The organism is Hymenobacter duratus (genome assembly GCF_014698995.1).
GTDB classification, from domain to species: Bacteria; Bacteroidota; Bacteroidia; order Cytophagales; family Hymenobacteraceae; genus Hymenobacter; species Hymenobacter duratus.
The window spans coordinates 71,955-90,775 of sequence record NZ_JACWZZ010000003.1; the positions used below are offsets into that span (position 1 = coordinate 71,955).

Sequence of the window (18,821 nt, forward strand, 5' to 3'; positions counted from 1 at the left end):
AGGAAACGGACTAAGCCAGCTTCACTTTTACAGCGTTCAGGCCTTTACGGCCCTGAGCAATTTCAAATTGCACTTTGTCGTTGTCGCGGATTTCGTCAACACACTCGGTTACGTGAACGAAGATGTCTTCGCCGGTGCCGTCAACTTTGATGAAACCGAAGCCTTTGGTTTCGTTGAAGAATTTTACAGTTCCTGTCTGCATGGTACTTGTGATGATGGATGTTTCTTTAAGAGGAGCAGCACGCAACTCTGCTTTCCCCTTCTCATCGAAAGTACTCAACAGGCCTTGTAAGCCACTATTCTTAAACTGTGTCAAAGATAGCGGAAGTTTTGAGTTTCGCTTCCCCTCGGCCAAGAAGTTATTCAGGATTGATGACCGAAGGCCCTTTCAGAACCCGTCGTTTCGGCGTTCCTTTACGGCCCTCACCCTCCTGCCCGGCATGATTACGCCTGCTTTCCGCTTTTCGCACCTGCTCACCGTCCAGCCCGAAGACATCGACGACCTGGACCACGCCAACAATGTGCAGTACGTGCGCTGGGTGCAGGACACGGCCGCCGCGCACTGGCACGCCGCCTACCCACCCGCCGACGGGCACTCCTATATATGGGTGGTGCGGGAGCACCGCATCCGCTACCACCACCCGGCGTTGCTGGGCGAAGAGTTGCGCTGCACCACCTGGATTGGCGAGGTGCGCGGCGCCCAGAGCCAGCGCTTCGTGCGCATTGAGCGGGCCGAGGATGGCAAGCTGCTTTGCGAAGCCGAGACGCACTGGGTGCTGCTGGACCCGCACACCAAGCGCCCGGTGCGCGTGACGCCGGAAATGGTGGAGCGGCTGTGGGGAGCGGTGTGAGAGCAACTGCATTTAAAAGCAGTGTTCGTTTATCATCTCATAGTTGTTCACTTCTAATTTATGGTTGACCACCTGTACACGGTCATTTCTCCACATCATGAATTCTGGACAACTCCTCATAGCACACTTTATGGCATCTGTTTTTCTGTACACAATTGCATGAATAGAATTGTCTTCATCAGAAAGAGACAAAACATCTAGATAGGTGGAGTCAGATTGATAATAGTCTGAGGCGATTTTTATTAGCTCGCAATTGTCTGGAACATTAATATTTTCAAGGCCTATCAATCTCTTGTATTCAGATTTCATGTAGTTATAGCCAATACATACAGCCCCTGAGTTGAATTGACCATAACGCACTCTATTGAGTTCCGACGCTTCTACGTAATCAAGCCCACAAACGGAACTGAAATCTACTTCATCCAAAGAGGCAAAACCTAAATTTCGCATTTGCATTTCACCAAATTCTCTTAGCAAGATTAGCTTCTTATTTATTAAAGCTCCGAAAACAAATATCACCGATAAAAATACAAGTACAGAAACAACCTTTTTCATAGTCGATTTAACTATAAGCAATCAGCTTTTGCAAAAAAATTTAAGATTCAAAGCTAAGATCTTTACTATTCTTCCCAATGCCCGCCACCTTCCGCATCTACTCTTCTTCTGCCGGCTCCGGCAAAACATACCAGCTTACTAAGGAATATCTGAAGCTGGCCCTGGGCAGCGAGGACCCGTCGTATTTCAAGCGGGTGCTGGCCATTACGTTCACCAACGATGCGGCGGGCGAAATGAAACAGCGCATCATTGGAGCGCTGCGGCGGTTTGCGTATCCTACGGAAGGCGAGACGGATACGCTGCTGGCCGAAGTGACGGAGGAGATGGATGCCGACGGCCAGTTGCCGCGCCGCGCCGAAACCGCTGAGGAGCGCCAGCAGGAAGTGCGCCGCCGGGCCCGGGAAACCTTCCGGCTGGTGCTCTACCACTACGCCGACTTTGCGGTGAGCACCATCGACTCGTTTGTGCAGCGCATTGTCACGGCTTTCACGCGGGAGTTGGGGCTGCCGGCCACGTTTGAGGTGGAGCTGGACACCGATGCCGTGCTGCAAACCGCCGTGGCCGCTCTCCTCGACAAGGTGAACCGCGACCCGAACTCTAAGTTACTGGCCCGCACCCTCACCGAGTACGCCCTCAGCCGCGCCGACGAAGGCAAAAGCTGGAACAACCTGCCCGACGAGCTGGCGGATTTCGGCAAGTTTCTGTTCAACGAAACCGTGCACGAGGCCGTGGCGCAGCTCCAGACGCTGACGCTGCAGGACTTCCGCCGCCTGCACGAAACCCTGCGCCAGCGCCGCGACGTGATGGAAGCCGAGGTGCTGGAAGTAACCGAAAAAGCCCTGGCTGCCCTGCGCGCCGCCGGCCTGGAGCCCAGCCACCTGGCCGGCGGCGAGCGGGGTGTGTATACGCACTTCGCCAACTGGCACCGCTGGCTGGAAGAAGGCGACACGCCCACGGCCACGGCCCTGAAGGTGTTTGAAACCGGCAACTGGGCCAGTGCCACCGGCAAAAAAGAGCCCTACGCCAGCCGCGTTGCCGCCGTGCGCCCCGCCCTCGACGATGCCTTTGCCGAGCTGCTGGCTCTGCGCGAGCGGCACCTCAGCGGCTACCTATTGGTGTCGGCAATGCAGCCCTACCTGTTTCATGCCTCGCTGCTGAGCGAGTTGAACAAGATAGTGGAGCAGGTGAGCCGGGAGCGAAACATCGTGCTGATCAGCGAATTCAACCGCCGCATTGCGGGCATCGTGCTGAAGGAGCCGGTACCGTTTCTGTACGAGCGACTGGGCGAGCGGTACAACCACCTGCTCATCGACGAGTTCCAGGACACGTCGGTGCTGCAATGGAACAACCTGCTGCCGCTGGTGGAAAACAACCTCGGCAACGACTTCCTCAACCTGGCCGTGGGCGACGCCAAGCAGGCCATCTACCGCTGGCGCGGCGGCGAGATGGAGCAGATTCTGCGCCTGCACCAGGGCAACACCGCCGCCCTAGCCGCCCGCGCCACCGACCCCGAAACCCGGCAGCTGCTGCAGGAGCGGTACCAAGGCCTGGACGGGCGGCTGGAAGCGGCTTCGCTGAACGTTAACTACCGTTCGGCAGCGGAAATTGTGGCGTTCAACAACTTGTTTTTCAGCCAGCTGCGCGCCCAGCATCCTGACTTTGCGTTGGTACAGGACTTGTTTGAGCCGGGCTTTCGGCAGTCGGTGCCGGACAAGGAGTTGCTGCCAGGCCACGTCGAAATTCTATTTACGCAGGCCGAGACCCCGGCCCGACGCTACGATGCCGCCGCCGGCAGCTACACCGAAGAGCCGCTGCCGGGCTATCTACCGGAGGCCACCCTCGACTATGACGAAAGCACGCTGTACCTCACGCTGGCGCTGGTGCAGCAGGCCTTGCGCGACGGATTCCGGCCGCAGGACGTGGCCGTGCTAAGCCGCACCCGGCGCGGGAGCCGGCTGGTAGCCAAGTTTCTGAAGGAGCGCGGCTACGACATCATTTCGGCCGACTCCCTGTCGCTGGAGTTTGCGGAGGTGGTGAACCTGCTGGTGTCCATCTTTCGGGTGCTCAACCAGCCTGCCGACACGCTGGCCCGGGCCGAGGCGCTGCTGCTGCTCGACAAAGTGGTGCGCCGCGTGGCCCCTACTCCTGCCCGCGTACGCCACCTGGCCACGCTGGCCAATGCCGAGCACGCCGCCGACTTCTTCGACGAGTTTCGGGCGCTGGGCTTTGATTTGCAGGAGCACGAAACCGGCAATCTGGGCTTATATGAACTGACCGAGCGGCTGATTGGCTTGTTTGGGCTGCTGGGCCGCAACGGCGAGAGTGAGTACCTGTTCCGGTTTCTGGACCTGACACTCGACTACAGCCTGCGCTACGGCAACAACCTCAATAACTTCCTGGCTTACTGGGAGCAGCGCAAAGCCGGCCTGAGCATCAACGCCCCCGCCGGCCGCGACGCCATTACCATTACCACCGTGCACAAGGCCAAGGGCCTGGCTTACGGGGTGGTGATTGTGCCCTTCGCCGACTGGAGCCTGGAGCCCTACCGCGGCACGCTGCTCTGGGGCCGGCTCTCCGACGAGGACAAGCCCGTGGCCGAAATGCCGGCCGTGGCCGTGGTGCCCCTCACCAAAAGCCTGGGCCGCACGGCGCTGGCCGGCCAGTACCTGGAGGAGCGCGAAAAGACGTTTCTGGAAGGCCTGAACATGCTGTATGTGGCGTTTACGCGCCCCCGGCACCGGCTCTACATCCTGAGCAAGCGGCCCGAAACCAGCAAAAAAGCCGCCGATGACGGCGCCCCGGAAGGACCGGCCAAAAACGTGGCGGCTCTGCTGCATCAGTATTTGCAGCATCAGGAACTGTGGGACGATGAGCGGGTATCATTCGTCATTTCACAAGGCATGGCTGCCGAAAACAGCCTGAAAAATGAGCCATCAACTACGAATAGCTTTCCGCTCACCAACCTCGAAACCGCACCCTGGGAGGAGCGGCTGCGACTACGCCGCCACGCCAACACGGTGTTCGACTTTGACGTGCAGGAGCGGCTGGGCGAGTGGAACCGGAAGCTGCACTACGGCCTGCGCCGGCTGGTACTGGCCCAGGATGTGGAGCGGATAGCCCGGCAGCTGGCGGCCGAAGGCTTCATCAGCAACCGGGAACGGCCAGCCCTGGAGCAACGCCTGCAGTTGGTAGTAGACCATCCGCAGCTGGCGCGCTACTTCAGCGAGCAGGTATCAGTGGAAACGGAGCGCGAAATTCTGGTGGGCGGCGTGAAGCGGCGCGACTACAAGCCCGACCGGGTGGTGTTCGAGGCCGTGACCAGTGCAACCGGCCGGGCCGCCGTGCGCGTCACGCTCCTCGATTTCAAGGTGCCGCCGCCCAGCCCGGCCCACCGCCTGCCGCTGCAGCAGTACGCCCAGCTATTCCGGCAGCTGGGCTATAGCCAGGTGGAGTGCGTGCTGTATTACTTTGGCACAGAAGAAGTACTGGTTTTTTAGCCCTGCCTTCGGACAATTAACTTAGCCAATTCGTGTTTCGCTAATTTTTTTAGCATCGTCTATTTCCGGCTACCGCAAACCTCCGTATTTTTGGGCTGCTCACTTCTGACTGCCTGCCTATGTCTGCTGCCCGAAAACCCGTTCTGGCGTTTATTTTCATCACGCTGCTGCTCGATGTCATTGGCTTTGGCATCATCATTCCGGTGCTACCCAAGCTCATTACGGAGCTGACCGGTGAGCCGCTGAGCGCTGCCGCCCGGTATGGCGGCTGGATGGGATTTGCGTTTGCGGGTATGCAGTTCCTGTTTTCACCCATCCTCGGCAACCTCTCCGACCAATACGGGCGGCGGCCGGTGCTGCTGGTGGCCCTATTCGGGTTCGGCCTCGACTACCTGTTTCTGGCCTTCGCCCCGACTGTGGCATGGCTGTTTGTGGGGCGCATCATTGCGGGCATCACCGGGGCCAGCTTCACTACGGCCTCGGCCTACATTGCCGACATCAGCACGCCCGAAAACCGCGCCCAGAACTTCGGCATGATTGGGGCCGCGTTCGGGCTGGGCTTCATCATTGGGCCGGTGATTGGCGGGCTGCTGGGGCATTTCGGGCCGCGGGTGCCGTTTCTGGTGGCTGCAGGCCTCACGCTGCTGAATTGGCTCTACGGCTTCTTTGTACTGCCCGAGTCGTTGGACAAGGAGCACCGCCGGCCCTTCGACTGGCGCCGGGCCAACCCCGTCGGCTCGCTGCGGCAGCTGCGCAAGTACCCGGTTATTCTGGGCCTGGTGGGCTCGTTGGTGCTCATCTACATTGCGGCCCATGCCACGCAGAGTACCTGGTCGTATTTCACGATGTATAGGTTTCACTGGAATGAGGCCTGGGTGGGCTATTCGCTGGGCGTGGTGGGCGCCCTGACGGCCCTTGTGCAGGGCCTGCTGATCCGCTATACCGCTCCCCGGCTGGGCCCGAAACGGTCGGTATTCGTGGGTATTGGGTTGTATGCGCTGGGCTTTCTGCTGTTTGCGTTTGCTTCGAAGGGCTGGATGATGTTTGCCTTTCTGGTGCCCTACTGCCTGGGCGGCATAGCGGGGCCGGCGTTGCAGGGCATCATGTCGGGGCAGGTGCCGCCCACCGAGCAGGGCGAGCTGCAGGGCGCGCTTACCAGCCTCGTGAGCCTGACCTCCATCGTCGGGCCGCCCCTGATGACCAACCTGTTTTCCTACTTCACCGGCCCCACCGCGCCGGTCCACTTTCCCGGCGCGGCCTTCCTGACGGCAGCTGTCCTCACGGTGGGCAGCCTGCTGCTGGCCCTGCGTTCCTTGGGCCACCAGGAGCTGGAAGTGCCGGCCGCACCGCCCGGGTCGGCGGCTCCCGTCGGGCACTAGCTGCCCGCGCCGGGCGCACCTTCTTGCTGGCGCAGCATCTTTTTCCGGCTTTCAGCAGTATTGCCGGAGATGGAAGCCGACCTCACTCTGCTCGTGAACGGGCAGCAGCACACGCTGCGCCTTGACCCCGAAACGCCGCTGCTCTACGTGCTGCGCAATAATCTGGGGCTGAATGGCCCGAAGTTCGGCTGCGGCCTGCAGCAGTGCGGGGCCTGCATGGTGCTGCTCAACGACATTGCCTGGCCCAGCTGCCAGCTGCCCGTGCGCCAGACCACGGGCGGCGTGGCCATCACCACTCTCGAAGGCCTCACCCGCCCCGATGGCACGCTCCATCCGGTACAGGCGGCGTTTGTGCAGGAGCAGGCGGCGCAGTGCGGCTTCTGCCTGAACGGCATGGTGATGTCGGCCGTGTCGCTGCTGAAGCAATATCCGCAGCCGAGCGAAGAGGCGATCCGCAATGGGCTGTTTCGGGTGCTGTGCCGGTGTAGCGTGCACACCCGTGCCATTCGGGCGGTGCAGCGCGCGGCGGCCGGCTAAGCGGCCCGATACTCTTCCTTTCGCCTGTTTCTCCTGACTATGCTGCCCGATACCTCCCGCCGCGACTTCCTGAAAACGACTGGCTGCCTGACCATTGGATTTGTGCTGCTGGGCGCGGGCGAGCTGCTGGCTGACGCGCCGCAGAAGGGCGAACTGCCCGGCAGCCTGCAGGACAACCCGCGCATCAACGCCTGGCTGGAAATCCTGCCCAACGGCCGGGCGCGGGTGCTGACGGGCAAAATCGAAATCGGGCAGGGCATCCGGACGGCGGTGGCGCAGGTGGCGGCCGAGGAGCTGAACCTGCCCGTGGAAGCCGTGGAAGTGACCATAGCCGAAACCGGCCGCACCCCCGACGAGCGGTACACGGCCGGCAGCGCCTCCATCGAGCAGAGCGCCATGGCCATCCGCCACGCGGCGGCGGCGGCCCGGCAGAAGCTGCTGGCGCTGGCCGCGCCGGTACTGGGGCAGAAAGTCAGCCAGCTGCGCCTGGAGCCCGGGGCGGTGGTGGCCCCGAACGGCCGGCGGGTATCGGTGGACCAGCTGCTGGGCGGGCGGCAGCTGACTGATGAAGTACGCCAGCCCGCACCGCTCAAGCCCAAAAGCCAGTACCAGCACGTGGGCCGCTCGGTGCCCCGCCAGGACATTGAGCACATGGTACGGGCCGAGCCCTACTACGTGCAGGATTTGCGCTTTCCGGGCATGGTGCACGCCCGCGTGCTGCGCCCCCACTCCTACGAAGCCACCCTGCTGCAATTCGATACGAAAGCACTACAGCAGGCCATTCCCGGCGTGCTGAAAACGGTAATAGACGGCAGCTTCGTAGGCATTCTGGCCGAGCAGGAATACCAGGCGCTGCGGGCCCAGGACTACGGCCGGCTGCACGCCCAGTGGTCGGCGGGGCGGGCGCTGCCCGTAGATAAGCCGCTGCCCGAGCTGCTGCGAAGCCTGCCAGGCACCGTGAAGGACGTAGCCCGCAAGGGCGACTTTTTGAAGGCGCCGGCGGCGGGCGTCCTCACCCACCAGGCCAGCTACTTCAAGCCCTACCTCATGCACGGCTCCATCGGGCCGAGCTGCGCGGTGGCGCTGTTCGAGCCCGGCACCCAGGCACTGCACGTCTGGACGCACAGCCAGGGCGTGTATCCGCTCCGCGAGTCGCTGGCCAAGCTGCTGAACCTTCACTCCGACAACGTGCACGTGAAAGGCGTGCCCGGCTCCGGCTGCTACGGCCACAACGGCGCCGACGACGTGGCCGCCGATGCCGCCCTGCTGGCCCGCGCCGTGCCCGGCCGCCACGTGCGCCTGCAGTGGAGCCGCGACGACGAGCACGCCTGGGAACCCTACGGCAGCGCCATGCTCTTCGACTTGCAGGCCCGCGTCGAGGCCAAAACCGGCCGCATCACACACTGGCAGCACGAGCTGTGGTCGGATACGCACAGCACCCGGCCCGCCGGCTCGCCCGAAAAGCTGCTGGCGGCGCAGTATATGGCCCAGCCGCAGCTGCCCAAAACAGAGGACGACTTCAGCGGTGGCATTCACCGCAACGCCGAGCCGTATTACCAGTTTCCGGCGCTGCAGGTGCGGGCCCACGCCGTGCAAGGGCCGTTGCGGGTATCGGCACTGCGGGGGCTGGGGGCGTTCGGCAACATCTTCGCCCTCGAATCCTTCATGGAAGAGCTGGCCGTGCAGGCCCGGCAGGACCCCTACGAATTCCGCCTGCGCCACCTCACCGATGAGCGCGCCAAAGCTGTTATCCGCAGGGTGCGCGAGATGGTGAAAGGGGAGAAACCGGCGGCCAACGAAGGGCTGGGCCTGGCCTTCGCGCGCTACAAAAACACGGCCGCCTACTGCGCCGTGGTGGCCAAAGTCAGCGTGGACCCGGGTACCGGCTTTGTGCGGGTGCCGCGCATCTGGGCCGCCATTGATGCCGGCGAAGTCATCAACCCTGACGGCCTGAAAAACCAGACCGAGGGCGGCCTCACCCAAGCTGCCAGCTGGACCCTCAACGAAGAAGTGCTGTTCAACGCGCAGGGCATCACCACCCGGCAGTGGGAGCAATACCCGATTTTCCGCTTCGATGAGGCGCCGCTAGTGGAAGTAGCCGTCCTGGACCGCCCCACCGAGCCGCCCCTCGGTGCCGGCGAAGCCGCCCAGGGACCCACGGCCGCTGCCTTAGCCAACGCTGTGTTCCATGCCTGCGGCAAGCGGGTGCGGCACCTGCCCATCCGCCCCGAGAAGCTGCTGGGGTGAATTGAGACGGTGCTCCGCCTGCCTCCAGGGGTCCGCCGCATGCAGCGGGTGAGGTAAGGACGTTTCTTTGGAACGGTACTAACGGCGGCCAAGTAGTTTCTTTAGGCCTTTTGACGCTTCGGGGAGGGCCAGTACCAGCGAGGCAATGGAGGCTACCGTCGCCATTTGGCAGTAGAAGCACAGCGCCTTGTTTTCCTGCCACTCTTCGCGGCTCAGAAACAACGTATTGGCAGTATCGAACAGGGTTTTGGCGGCCATAGCCACGGGAAGCGCGGGCTGCGTGGTGGCCCGTTCGATGCCGCCGGCCCCGGCCAGGCAGGCGGTGAGGCCATACGTGACCATCATAGGCAGCGCGTCGGGCGTGTCGAGGCGCTTGTAGCCGTAGTCGGAGGCGTCTACTTTGTCGGAATCGAAAGGGCCGACGGGTGGGTCGGGGCTCTGGCCGTGGCGAAGCTCGTGGCTGAGTTGCGTAGGGTTCATCGAATCGGATAGTTACAGTGTGGATGTCTGTAACTGAGTACGATGACGCTTTGGGCGAGGTTAACGAAGAGGTTGTAGGCTACTGATTTTTCCTTGTGAGATTTTCGGCGGCGGATTATACAGCAGCTACGTGCAGGCACACCTCACTCCCATCTTCCAGCCAGCCGCGCAACACGTCGGGGGCATCGGGGGTGCTTTCCAGCTGGCACTGCTTCAGTTCCTGCAGGCGCTGCCAGTGCAGCGTTTCCAGGTCGAGATACACCAGCCAGGAGGTACCGGCCGGGCCATCCGGTCTGTTCGTAGCCTCCAGCAGTTGCAGCAAGATTCCTTCGCGCCACGGGTGGCGTAGGGCGCCAATCAACTGCTGATGCAGCCCTACAATTGCTGGAGCAGTATGAAGCTGTACCACGCTGTCGGTCATGGTATATTCATCATCTACATTTTTCACTATCCAGTCCGCAAACTCTGGGGGCGTGATGTTGAACGCCCAGCCCGGCAAATAGCTCAGCTTAACCTTCGGGCTGCGTAGCAGGCTGATGAGGCTGGGAGGTGGCGGCGGGCTTCCCGTTGGCCAGCCGATAGTGGCTCGTAGTCGTGCTATCAGCCATTCCCAACTCCTAATCAGCAGTAGAAAGGGAGCGAAAAGCAGCATACTTATGGCCATTACAGGAATCACAAAGACGATTCCCACCACAGGCCACACGTACTCTTGCGGGCTTTTTGAGGCGGAAGGCGCAACGGGAATGATACGAGACGTTATTTTAGGACGCATAGCTTACGTGGTCATTAACTGACAGCCATATATTACTCCCCGCTCACCTTCCGGTAGCGAATCTGCTCCGGCCGGTCCGGGTCCACGTAAAAGTCGAAGCTCACCGAAGTGCCCTGCAGCCGAAACTGCACCTCACGGGGCCGCTGAGGGGCGGTGAAGCGGGCCATCTGCCGGAACCGGATTTCCTGCGGGCTGGTGGGCTGGCGCTTGTTCAACAGGCGCAGGCCGCGCGCCTCGTCGAGCAGGTAATAGGTGCTGGTCTGGGGCAGATAGTGGCGGGGTACGGAGTAGCCCAGCTCATTGGTGTAGCCATTGTAGCGGAAGCTGGCGAGGGGCTGGCCTTGCAGATTCAGCACGAAGGCATTCGGCACGGTGCGCATCCGGGGCGGCTCCACAAATTCCATCGACCGGCCACCGGCTTCGTCCTGGGTGTAGCGGTACGTGCCGTAGGCATACACCACCAGTAGCGTTGTGTCGGAAAGAAAGCGGGCCAGCACGGTTTGGGCGGCGGGCTTCTGCAGGGAAATGGGCTTGCGCCCAGGCACCAGCAGCTGCGTGCAGGTCAGCAGGGCCCGGCCGTTGGGAGCCAAGCGGGGCTCACAGTCGGTGCGGTCGACGGCCAGCGAGTTGCTGTAGGCCAGCTCCCGCAGCCGCCCATCCAGCCCCAGCAGCAGCACGGCGTAGCTGCCCACGTCGGTATCCGGAATAAAAAACGTCTGCTGGAAAGCAAAGCCTTTTAGCGCCTCTACGTAGCCCAGCAGCGCAGGCAGCTGCGGCTCGCTGGGCACCAGAATATCCTCGGCGACTACGCCGTTGAAATCTTTTTTGCGCAGCTCGCGCCGAAATACGGTCTTGTTCTGCGCATCCAGCAGCGTAAACCGCAGCACCATGTCCACTCCCGTCACCACGTCTGGCGCTTCCAGCCGCGTGCTGTCCGCCGGCCCTCCCGATTCTGCGTTGTACTGAGGCGTGTACGTGAGCTTGCGGCTGGAGTCGGGCACGGCAGTTAGCAGCAGCCGGTAGCGTTGCCCATCAATAAGCAACGTGGTATCAGCGGGGCCGGCCGGGTCGCGCCGGGGTGCCATCCAGTTGATGGTGTCGGGAATTAGGGCCGGAGCCGGAGCCAGCGGCTGGGCAGTGGTGTCGGCCGCTACCGGCGGGGCAGTGGCCCGCTCGGTATTGGGTGTAGTTTGGTTGCAGCCAGCTAGGCCGACGCCTAGCCAACTGAGGATGATGGCACTTGCGCGTGCCGGGTAGTTGTTCATAAAAAGCAGCCGTCATTTCCCGGCGCTGATGCGCCTTTTCTGGCTGGCTGCAAGGTATCTTTACTTTCGATGAATCTGCCTACGCTCCCGCTCACTGCTCGCACTGCTATTTCCACCGAGTCGTTTCTGGCCCAAATGGCCCGCGACCTGACCACGCGCTACGCGCCCGAGGAGCTGTCGGATTTGGTGGTGGTGGTGCCCACACGGAGGGCAGTGGTGTATCTGAAAAACGAACTAGCCATGGCCACCGACGCCGGCGAGGCCCTGTGGAGCCCGCGTGTGGCAGCCATGGAAGACTATATGGTGGAGCTGGCCGGCGTGCAGGTAGAAGAGCCCATTGCCTTGCAGCTGCTGCTCTACGACATCCTCAAGGACATTGACCCGCAGCTGGATTTCGACCGGTTTGTAGGCTGGGCCGGCCTGCTGCTCGAAGACTTCTCCAGCCTCGACCAGAACCTGGCTCCCGCCGACAAGGTGTTCGAATACCTGTCGCAGGCCAAGGCACTGGAGCGCTGGGACCTACAGGGCGAAGCGCCCAAGCCTGAGTCGATGACGGCCGGCTATTTCAAGTTCTGGGATGATTTGAGCAAGGTGTACTACCGCCTGCGCCGCCGCATGCTCGACCAGCGCGTGGCCTATCCCGGCCTGGCCTACCGCCGCGCCTCCGAGCGGGTGGCCGAGTTCATTGAGCAGGGCCGGCCGCTGGCCAGGCACGTGTTTCTGGGTCTGGGCTTTCTATCGCGGGCCGAGGAGCGCCTGATTCGGCTGCTGCTGAAAGAAGGGCTGGCGGAAGTGCGCTTCGATGCCGACGCCTTTTATATGGAAGGCGACACGCCCAACCGCGCCGGCCAGCACCTGCGCCGCTACCTCAAGAACTGGGAACTGCCGCTAGAAGCTTTTGGCGGGCCTGAGGAACTGCTGCGCGGGCTGCCCCGGCACGTGCGCTTCGTGGGCGTGGCCAATGCCAGCATGCAGGGCAAAGTGGCGGGCCAGCTCCTGGCCGAAGCCCGCACCAGCAACCCCAGCGGCACCGTGGCCGTGGTGCTGCCCGACGAAACCCTGCTGCTGCCCGTGCTGCACGGCCTCCCGCCCGACACCGTGCCCGACTACAACGTGACCATGGGCCTGAGCTTTCAGAGCACGCCCCTGTTCAACCTCGTGGATCTGCTGTTCGAAGTGCACCTGACAGGCATCCGGGAAGGCTCCAGCGAAACCGGCTACGGCGTGCCGCGCTACCACCATCTGGCCGTCACGAAGCTGCTGGGCCACCCGTTTCTGCGCCGCTACCAGCAGTGGCTCGATAAGCAGCCCGAAACCAGATACCACGGCCTGCTCGACAAGGTGTGTCGCGAGATTGTGCGCCGCAACGCCGTGCTGCTGCCGGCTTCCGAGCTGCTGGAGCTGGGCCAGGACCACGAGTTGATTGAGGCCCTGTTCAAGACCTGGGACACCTGCGACGACATCATTGCGGCCTGCTACACCCTGATTGACTTGCTGAAACAGGTGTACCAAGAGCAGCATTCGGCCATCGAGGCGGAGTACCTGTACCTGTTCTACACGCTCGTCAAGCGCCTCGATTCGGTGTTCGACTGCCGGGAGCAGCGGCTGTCGGTGCGCTCCTTCCGCCGGTTCCTCTACGAACAGATGACGCGCACCCGCCTGCCCTTCTCGGGCGAGCCCATTGCCGATGTGCAGGTGATGGGCCTGCTGGAAACCCGCGCCCTCGACTTCGACCACATCATTCTGCTCAGCTGCAACGAAAACGTGCTGCCGGCCCCCAAGCGCCACACGTCCCTGTTTCCGTACGACGTGCTGACCGAGTTCCGCCTGCCCACCTACGCCGACCACGAAGCCGCCACCGCCTACCACTTCTGGCGGCTGCTGCAGCGCGCCCGCCGCGTAGACCTGGTGCACGTGCTGCCCGGCGCCGAGGGCACCCGCACCGGCGAGCGAAGCCGCTTCCTGCTGCAACTCCAGAACGACCTGTTGCCCCAAAGCCCGCAGATGGTGCTGGAAGACGTGGTGGCAGTAGCAGAAACGCAGCCATCCACACCGCAGATTCCTACTGCCAACTCCGCCCAAACCTCAACGCCGGCCGAGGGAACCATCCGCAGCAGTGAAGCCGGCGACCTGGTGCTGGAAAAAGACGCTGGGATGCTGCAGGCGCTGCGCGAGGTGCTTGGCCGTGGCCTCTCTCCTACGGCGCTGAATGAGTATCTGGCCTGTTCGCTGAAGTTCTACTTCAACCGCTTAGCTAAGTTCCGCGAAACCGACGAGGTGGAAGAAGCTCTTGGGGCCGACGGTTTCGGAACGGTGGTGCACGAAGCGCTGGAAGAGCTGCTGGGGCCGTTTCAGCAGAGCGGCAAGCCCCTCACGGCCGCCGACATTCCGGGTCTGATTGGGCTGGCCCCCATGATGGTGGCCAAGGCCCTACGCAAGGAGGAAAAAGACCGCCACGCCCGCGCCGACGAAGGCCTCAACCACGTGCTGGGCCAGGTAGCCTCGCAGCTGGTCCGCCGCTACCTGGAGGGTTTGCTCACTGAGAAGGACGGCCTGCCGCTGCAGGTGCAGAGCATTGAAGAAGGCCTGCAGGCCACCGTGTACGTGCCGCTGCCTGATGGTGAGAAGCTGCGCGTCAGCCTCATTGGCTTTGCCGACCGGGTAGACCAGTTGCCCGATGGACGCCTGCGAGTCGTGGACTACAAAACCGGCCTTGTGCAGCCCTACGACCTGAAGCTGCAGAAGCGTGGTGAGACGTCGGCTGATGCCGCTGAGCGCCTAGTACACGATGCCACCTCGGCTGCTGACAAAGTGCGCCAGCTCTGGCTCTACCGCTTCATGCTGGCCCAGGGCGGCCGCCCCGCCGCCGACACGGCCATCATTTCGCTGCGTAACCTGGGCGCTGGCCCCATGTCGGCCGATATGGGCTTCCTCACCGACGACGGGCAGGATTTCGTGCAGCGCAGCGAAGAACTGCTCAGCCGCATCATCAACCGCATCCTCGACCCGCAGGAGCCCATCCGCAAAACCGACGACCTCGACAAGTGTCAATACTGCCCGTACCGCGGCATTTGCGCCCGGTAATTGTTGATTGTTGGGAATTGATTGCTGAAGACGTATCAGACAGTCAACTCCCAACAATCAGCAGTTCAATAATTGACAATTCAACAATCAACCTCCAACCATTAACAAATCAACCACATGGATGAATTCATGCAGGCGGCCATTGCCGAAGCCCGCCAGGGCCGCAAGGAAGGCGGCATTCCGATTGGCTCGGTGCTGCGCCGCGGCAACGAAATTGTAAGCCGCGGGCACAACAAGCGCGTGCAGGAGCTGGACCCCATTGCCCACGGCGAAATGGACGCCCTGCGCAACGCCGGCCGCCAGCGCACCTACCGCGACACGGTGCTCTATACCACGCTCATGCCCTGCTACATGTGCGCCGGCACCATCGTGCAGTTCAAAATCCCGAAAGTAGTGGTAGGAGAAGCCCGCACCTTCGGCGAGTCGAAGGAGTTTCTGGAAAGCCACGGCGTAGAAGTCGTGATTCTGGACTCGCAGGAGTGCGTGGACATGATGCAGGAGTTCATCGAGGCCGAGCCTATGCTCTGGAACGAGGACATCATGGAGCTGTAAGGGTACTGGCTGATTGTTGGTTGTTGCTTCAGAACGACACCAACAATCAACAACCAACAATCAGCCAGTAACAACCAACTCCCGTACCTTTGCCCATATGGATAACCAGCCGCTCCTTTCCTCCAAAAAGTGCCCGCACTGCGGCTTCTGGAGCAATTGGCAGCAGCGCGCCGAGGATAGATGTGAGCGGTGCGGCCTGCTGCTGGATGCGCCGCGGTTGCGCAGCGAACAGGCCCGCGACGCGCAGGCCAAGGAGCCATTGCCCGAGTTTCTGCAGATCAAAATCAACCCTGACGACGGCTCTGTGCTGCGTTTCTTTAAGTACATCGTCCGGGGAGGGCAGTTGGCTTTTGCGGCACTGGTGTCGTTTATGGTCTGGTTCCTGACGCTGCTGGCCGGATGAGACGCTGGCCCGCCGAGCTACGCCACCCGCTGTTTCTGGTGGGAACAGTGCTGTACCTGGTATCGGCCGCGCACAAGCGCCACTGGCTGGGCCCATGGCCTCTGTGGCCGCCCGCCTTCACCGCCTACTTGGCCGATACGCTGACTTTACCGCTGGAACTGACACTGCTGCTGTGGCTGATGCGCCGGTTCTACTTCCGCAACCCGGCTTTCGTACTGCCCACTTCCTGGATTTTCAGCACGTGGCTGGTGATGGCCGTATGGTTTGAGGGCATATTGCCCCGCTTCGATTCCCGTGCCACTGCCGATCCGCTCGATGTGGTAGCGTATGCCGTAGGCGGGCTCATTTTCTGGTACTGGCTGAACCGGCCGGCAGCGCATTGAGCGAACCTGCTGCCCGTTTTTTTGCGTAGAACCTCATAACGCCCCGCCGGCCCCATGCCGCGGGGCGGTTGGTTTTAGTTGATTTTCGTTCTATGCTGCAGGATTTAAACCGCGTGCTGTCGACTTACTGGCAGCAGTTTTTGTATGTATTGCCTAAGCTGGCGCTGGCACTTTTGCTGCTGATTGTTGCCATTTTTGTTTCCAACCGCCTCAGTACCTTAATCGGAGGCCGGCTACGCCGCCGCTCCCACGACCCGCTGCTGGCCGACTTTCTGACCCGCATCAGCAAGTGGGTGTTTGTGCTGATCGGGCTGTTGCTGGCTATGCAGATAGTAGGGCTTTCGGGGGTGGTGAGCGGGCTGCTGGCGGGGGCCGGGCTTTCGGCGTTTATTGTGGGCTTTGCCTTCAAGGACATTGCTGAAAATTTCCTGGCCGGCGTTATTCTGGCCTTCAACCGGCCCTTTCACATCAACGACACCGTGCAGATCAAAGACCAGATCGGCCATGTGGAGGCCTTGAATCTGCGCACCACGCTCATGCGCACCTTCGATGGCAAGCACGTCTTCCTGCCGAACTCACTGGTGCTCAAGGAGCCCCTCATCAACTTCACCCGCGACGGTAACCTGCGCCAGGATTTTCTGGCCAGCGTAGACTACGGCGACAACGGCAACCCGGGCCAGGTGCAGCAGCTGTTGCTTGAGTTTCTGCGCACCCACCCCGACGTGCAGCACGAAACCGCCCATCCGCCGTACATTATTCTGGAGAAAACCAACGGCACCACCGCCGACCTGCGCGTGTACTTCTGGACTTCCTCCGACGAATACCGCCGCGGCACGCTACAGATTAAAAGTGACCTGATGCAGAAAGTGAAGGTGATGCTGCAGGAGAAGGGCTACCCTGCTCCTAACCTGGCGCAGTAGCCGCAATATTTTAGAATTTTATGGGCCTTCAACGTCAGTTTTTCACTATCCTGCGTTGAGATAAACTGTACCGTTTGCCTGCGCGGCGGGCTAGCGTTTCACTTTGCCCTGCGGCTATGGCCAAAAAGCTTGTTCACCGGATCCTAAGCCCTTTGTTATTCTGGCGCTTACGCCACATCAACGACCGGGTGTACCTGATTCTGGTGAGCGTGCTGGTGGGCCTGATGGCCGGCCTGACGGCAGTGCTGCTCAAGAATTCGGTGCACAGCTCGCAGGAGTTTTTGTATTCGTGGGTGCCGGAAGAGAAGCGCGTGTTCGCGCTGTTTCTGTATCCGATTATCGGCATTGCCCTGTCGGTCATTTTCACGCGCTATTTTCTGGATGGCAACCTGAGCCGCGGACTGGGACCGGTGATTTATAACATTGCCCGGCAGGGCAGTATTGTGCCGCGCAGCAAGCTGTATTCGCAGTTCATTACTTCCTGGCTTACCGTGTCGTTTGGCGGCTCGGCGGGTCTGGAGGCCCCCATTTCTGTGACCGGCGCGGCGCAGGGCTCCAATCTGGCCCGGCTGCTGCGCGTGGGCCGGCGCGAGCGACGCCTGCTGGTGGGCTGCGGGGCGGCGGCGGGGGTAGCGGCTATCTTCAACTCGCCCATTGCCGGCGTACTGTTTGCCGTGGAAGTGGTGCTCAGCGAGCTGGCCGCGCCCTATTTCATTCCGCTGCTGATTTCCACGGCCACGGCCACGGTGGTATCTAAAGCGCTGTTTGAGGGCCAGCCGTTCGTGCTCATCACCACCAGCTGGCCCGTGGATGCGGTGCCGTTTTACGTGATGCTGGGGCTGTGCACGGCCTTGCTGTCCGTCTACATGATTCGGGTATACTTCGCGGCCGACAAGTTCTTTGAGCGGTGGCCGGGCACGTTCCGGAAAGTGGCGCTGGGGGGCCTGGCGCTTGGCGTGCTGGTATTTCTGTTTCCGCCGCTCTATGGTGAAGGCTATAACATTGTGCAGCAGCTGTTGGCTGGCAAAGGGCAGGAACTGGTCAACGGCTCCATTTTCGCGGTGTACCGCGACGAAAACGTGTGGATTTTGCTGGGGGTAGCCACGGCCAGTATGCTGCTGAAAGTATTTGCCACCACCATTACGGTGGGCGCGGGCGGCAACGGCGGTATGTTCGGCTCGTCGTTGTTTGCGGGGGCACTGCTGGGCTTCGTGTTTGCGCGGCTCATCAATCTGAGTGGCCTGACCAGCGTGACGGAAGTGCATTTTATTGTGCTGGGCATGGCGGGCGTGCTGGCCGGCGTGGTGCACGCACCGCTCACGGCTATCTTCCTGATTGCCGAAATTACCGGCGGCTACGCCCTCTTTGTGCCTCTGATGGTGGTTACCAGCTCTTCCTACCTGATTACGCGCTACTTCGAACCCTACTCCGTGTACACCCGCAAGCTGGTGCAGCGCGGCGTCTATGTGCACCACGACCGGGACCGGAGCCTGCTCTCCCAACTCGACCTGCACCACCTTGTGCAGACCGACTTTGTGGCCGTGCACCCGCAGGATACGCTGGGCACGCTGGTTGATACGTTTCGCCACGCTACCCGCAACCTGTTTCCGGTGGTTGATGATAAGGGCCTTCTACTCGGTATCGTCACGCTCGACACTGTGCGCAACGCGCTGTTCGATGACGAGCACTACACCACCACCCGCGTTCAGGACCTAATGACCGACCCGCCGGCCACCGTCAACCTCGATGACTCCCTGCTCGATACCCTGCGCTGCATGGAGCAACTGAACGTGCCGGCCCTGCCGGTTGTGAATCAGGGGGTTTACGTGGGTTTCCTGCTCAAATCCACCATTCTGGTCGGCTACCGCAAGCAGCTTCTGAAGGAGACGGAGTAGG

General features: G+C 61.6%; 16 protein-coding genes. 11 read left to right on the forward strand and 5 right to left on the reverse strand.

All coding sequences use genetic code 11. From position 1 onward, the window contains the following. Window positions 1-10 precede the first annotated feature (10 nt). Window positions 11-202, reverse strand: coding sequence for a cold-shock protein (locus IC231_RS13840; RefSeq protein WP_073282449.1), 192 nt, complete (start codon window positions 200-202; stop codon window positions 11-13). A 238-nt stretch (window positions 203-440) separates the two neighbouring features. On the opposite strand from IC231_RS13840, the gene IC231_RS13845 reads away from it, so the two are divergent. Continuing rightward, the gene (locus tag IC231_RS13845) at window positions 441-851 is read left to right on the forward strand and encodes an acyl-CoA thioesterase (RefSeq protein WP_190785107.1); all 411 of its coding nucleotides are present in this window, start codon (window positions 441-443) and stop codon (window positions 849-851) included. Between the two features lie 12 nt (window positions 852-863). Here the strand turns inward: IC231_RS13845 and IC231_RS13850 are convergent, their stop codons facing one another. Then, window positions 864-1,406: a hypothetical protein gene (locus IC231_RS13850; protein WP_190785108.1), complete on the reverse strand. Its 543-nt coding sequence runs from the start codon at window positions 1,404-1,406 to the stop codon at window positions 864-866. A 77-nt stretch (window positions 1,407-1,483) separates the two neighbouring features. Here IC231_RS13850 and IC231_RS13855 point away from each other — a divergent pair, with 77 nt between their 5' ends. From IC231_RS13855 to IC231_RS13870, 4 genes are all read left to right on the forward strand, one after another. Next, window positions 1,484-4,903, forward strand: a complete 3,420-nt coding sequence (locus IC231_RS13855; RefSeq protein WP_190785109.1) for a UvrD-helicase domain-containing protein — start codon at window positions 1,484-1,486, stop codon at window positions 4,901-4,903. A 119-nt stretch (window positions 4,904-5,022) separates the two neighbouring features. Beyond that, complete coding sequence (locus tag IC231_RS13860; RefSeq protein ID WP_190785110.1) at window positions 5,023-6,282, forward strand: TCR/Tet family MFS transporter; 1,260 nt, start codon at window positions 5,023-5,025, stop codon at window positions 6,280-6,282. A gap of 69 nt (window positions 6,283-6,351) precedes the next feature. Then, window positions 6,352-6,819: a (2Fe-2S)-binding protein gene (locus IC231_RS13865; RefSeq protein ID WP_190785111.1), complete on the forward strand. Its 468-nt coding sequence runs from the start codon at window positions 6,352-6,354 to the stop codon at window positions 6,817-6,819. Window positions 6,820-6,858: 39 nt separating this feature from the next. Then, window positions 6,859-9,066, forward strand: a complete 2,208-nt coding sequence (locus tag IC231_RS13870; protein WP_190785112.1) for a xanthine dehydrogenase family protein molybdopterin-binding subunit — start codon at window positions 6,859-6,861, stop codon at window positions 9,064-9,066. Window positions 9,067-9,144: 78 nt separating this feature from the next. Here IC231_RS13870 and IC231_RS13875 read toward each other — a convergent pair whose 3' ends face one another. The 3 genes from IC231_RS13875 to IC231_RS13885 form a co-directional block, all read right to left on the reverse strand. Next, on the reverse strand, window positions 9,145-9,546 hold the full coding sequence (locus IC231_RS13875; protein WP_190785113.1) for a vitamin K epoxide reductase family protein: 402 nt from the start codon (window positions 9,544-9,546) through the stop codon (window positions 9,145-9,147). Window positions 9,547-9,661: 115 nt separating this feature from the next. Then, entirely contained in the window at window positions 9,662-10,198 is a 537-nt protein-coding gene (locus IC231_RS13880; protein ID WP_190785114.1) for a hypothetical protein, read from the reverse strand. Window positions 10,199-10,350: 152 nt separating this feature from the next. Then, a complete protein-coding gene (locus tag IC231_RS13885) occupies window positions 10,351-11,583 on the reverse strand; it encodes a hypothetical protein (protein WP_190785115.1) in 1,233 nt (410 codons plus the stop codon). A 69-nt stretch (window positions 11,584-11,652) separates the two neighbouring features. Between IC231_RS13885 and IC231_RS13890 the strand changes: the two genes are divergently transcribed. From IC231_RS13890 to IC231_RS13915, 6 genes are all read left to right on the forward strand, one after another. Continuing rightward, window positions 11,653-14,667 carry a PD-(D/E)XK nuclease family protein gene (locus tag IC231_RS13890; protein ID WP_190785116.1) on the forward strand — a complete coding sequence of 1,005 codons (3,015 nt, stop codon included), beginning with the start codon at window positions 11,653-11,655 and terminating at the stop codon, window positions 14,665-14,667. A gap of 117 nt (window positions 14,668-14,784) precedes the next feature. Next, window positions 14,785-15,219 (forward strand): nucleoside deaminase, encoded by a 435-nt coding sequence (locus IC231_RS13895; protein WP_190785117.1) that lies wholly within the window; start codon window positions 14,785-14,787, stop codon window positions 15,217-15,219. 97 nt (window positions 15,220-15,316) lie between these two features. After that, complete coding sequence (locus tag IC231_RS13900; RefSeq protein ID WP_190785118.1) at window positions 15,317-15,622, forward strand: hypothetical protein; 306 nt, start codon at window positions 15,317-15,319, stop codon at window positions 15,620-15,622. Continuing rightward, window positions 15,619-16,005: a hypothetical protein gene (locus IC231_RS13905; RefSeq protein WP_190785119.1), complete on the forward strand. Its 387-nt coding sequence runs from the start codon at window positions 15,619-15,621 to the stop codon at window positions 16,003-16,005. Before IC231_RS13900 ends, IC231_RS13905 begins: the two co-directional genes overlap by 4 nt. Window positions 16,006-16,097: 92 nt before the next feature. Further along, window positions 16,098-16,925: a mechanosensitive ion channel family protein gene (locus IC231_RS13910; RefSeq protein WP_190785120.1), complete on the forward strand. Its 828-nt coding sequence runs from the start codon at window positions 16,098-16,100 to the stop codon at window positions 16,923-16,925. A 116-nt stretch (window positions 16,926-17,041) separates the two neighbouring features. Further along, window positions 17,042-18,820, forward strand: coding sequence for a chloride channel protein (locus tag IC231_RS13915; protein ID WP_190785121.1), 1,779 nt, complete (start codon window positions 17,042-17,044; stop codon window positions 18,818-18,820). The last annotated feature ends 1 nt before the right edge of the window (window position 18,821 follow it).

What these genes read in the sequence shown, in the direction of transcription:
- IC231_RS13840 (WP_073282449.1), bottom strand. Translation starts at nt 202, where the DNA reads ATGCAGACAGGAACTGTAAAATTCTTCAACGAAACCAAAGGCTTCGGT.
- IC231_RS13845 (WP_190785107.1), top strand. Translation starts at nt 441, where the DNA reads ATGATTACGCCTGCTTTCCGCTTTTCGCACCTGCTCACCGTCCAGCCC.
- IC231_RS13850 (WP_190785108.1), bottom strand. Translation starts at nt 1,406, where the DNA reads ATGAAAAAGGTTGTTTCTGTACTTGTATTTTTATCGGTGATATTTGTT.
- IC231_RS13855 (WP_190785109.1), top strand. Translation starts at nt 1,484, where the DNA reads ATGCCCGCCACCTTCCGCATCTACTCTTCTTCTGCCGGCTCCGGCAAA.
- IC231_RS13860 (WP_190785110.1), top strand. Translation starts at nt 5,023, where the DNA reads ATGTCTGCTGCCCGAAAACCCGTTCTGGCGTTTATTTTCATCACGCTG.
- IC231_RS13865 (WP_190785111.1), top strand. Translation starts at nt 6,352, where the DNA reads ATGGAAGCCGACCTCACTCTGCTCGTGAACGGGCAGCAGCACACGCTG.
- IC231_RS13870 (WP_190785112.1), top strand. Translation starts at nt 6,859, where the DNA reads ATGCTGCCCGATACCTCCCGCCGCGACTTCCTGAAAACGACTGGCTGC.
- IC231_RS13875 (WP_190785113.1), bottom strand. Translation starts at nt 9,546, where the DNA reads ATGAACCCTACGCAACTCAGCCACGAGCTTCGCCACGGCCAGAGCCCC.
- IC231_RS13880 (WP_190785114.1), bottom strand. Translation starts at nt 10,198, where the DNA reads ATGCTGCTTTTCGCTCCCTTTCTACTGCTGATTAGGAGTTGGGAATGG.
- IC231_RS13885 (WP_190785115.1), bottom strand. Translation starts at nt 11,583, where the DNA reads ATGAACAACTACCCGGCACGCGCAAGTGCCATCATCCTCAGTTGGCTA.
- IC231_RS13890 (WP_190785116.1), top strand. Translation starts at nt 11,653, where the DNA reads ATGAATCTGCCTACGCTCCCGCTCACTGCTCGCACTGCTATTTCCACC.
- IC231_RS13895 (WP_190785117.1), top strand. Translation starts at nt 14,785, where the DNA reads ATGGATGAATTCATGCAGGCGGCCATTGCCGAAGCCCGCCAGGGCCGC.
- IC231_RS13900 (WP_190785118.1), top strand. Translation starts at nt 15,317, where the DNA reads ATGGATAACCAGCCGCTCCTTTCCTCCAAAAAGTGCCCGCACTGCGGC.
- IC231_RS13905 (WP_190785119.1), top strand. Translation starts at nt 15,619, where the DNA reads ATGAGACGCTGGCCCGCCGAGCTACGCCACCCGCTGTTTCTGGTGGGA.
- IC231_RS13910 (WP_190785120.1), top strand. Translation starts at nt 16,098, where the DNA reads ATGCTGCAGGATTTAAACCGCGTGCTGTCGACTTACTGGCAGCAGTTT.
- IC231_RS13915 (WP_190785121.1), top strand. Translation starts at nt 17,042, where the DNA reads ATGGCCAAAAAGCTTGTTCACCGGATCCTAAGCCCTTTGTTATTCTGG.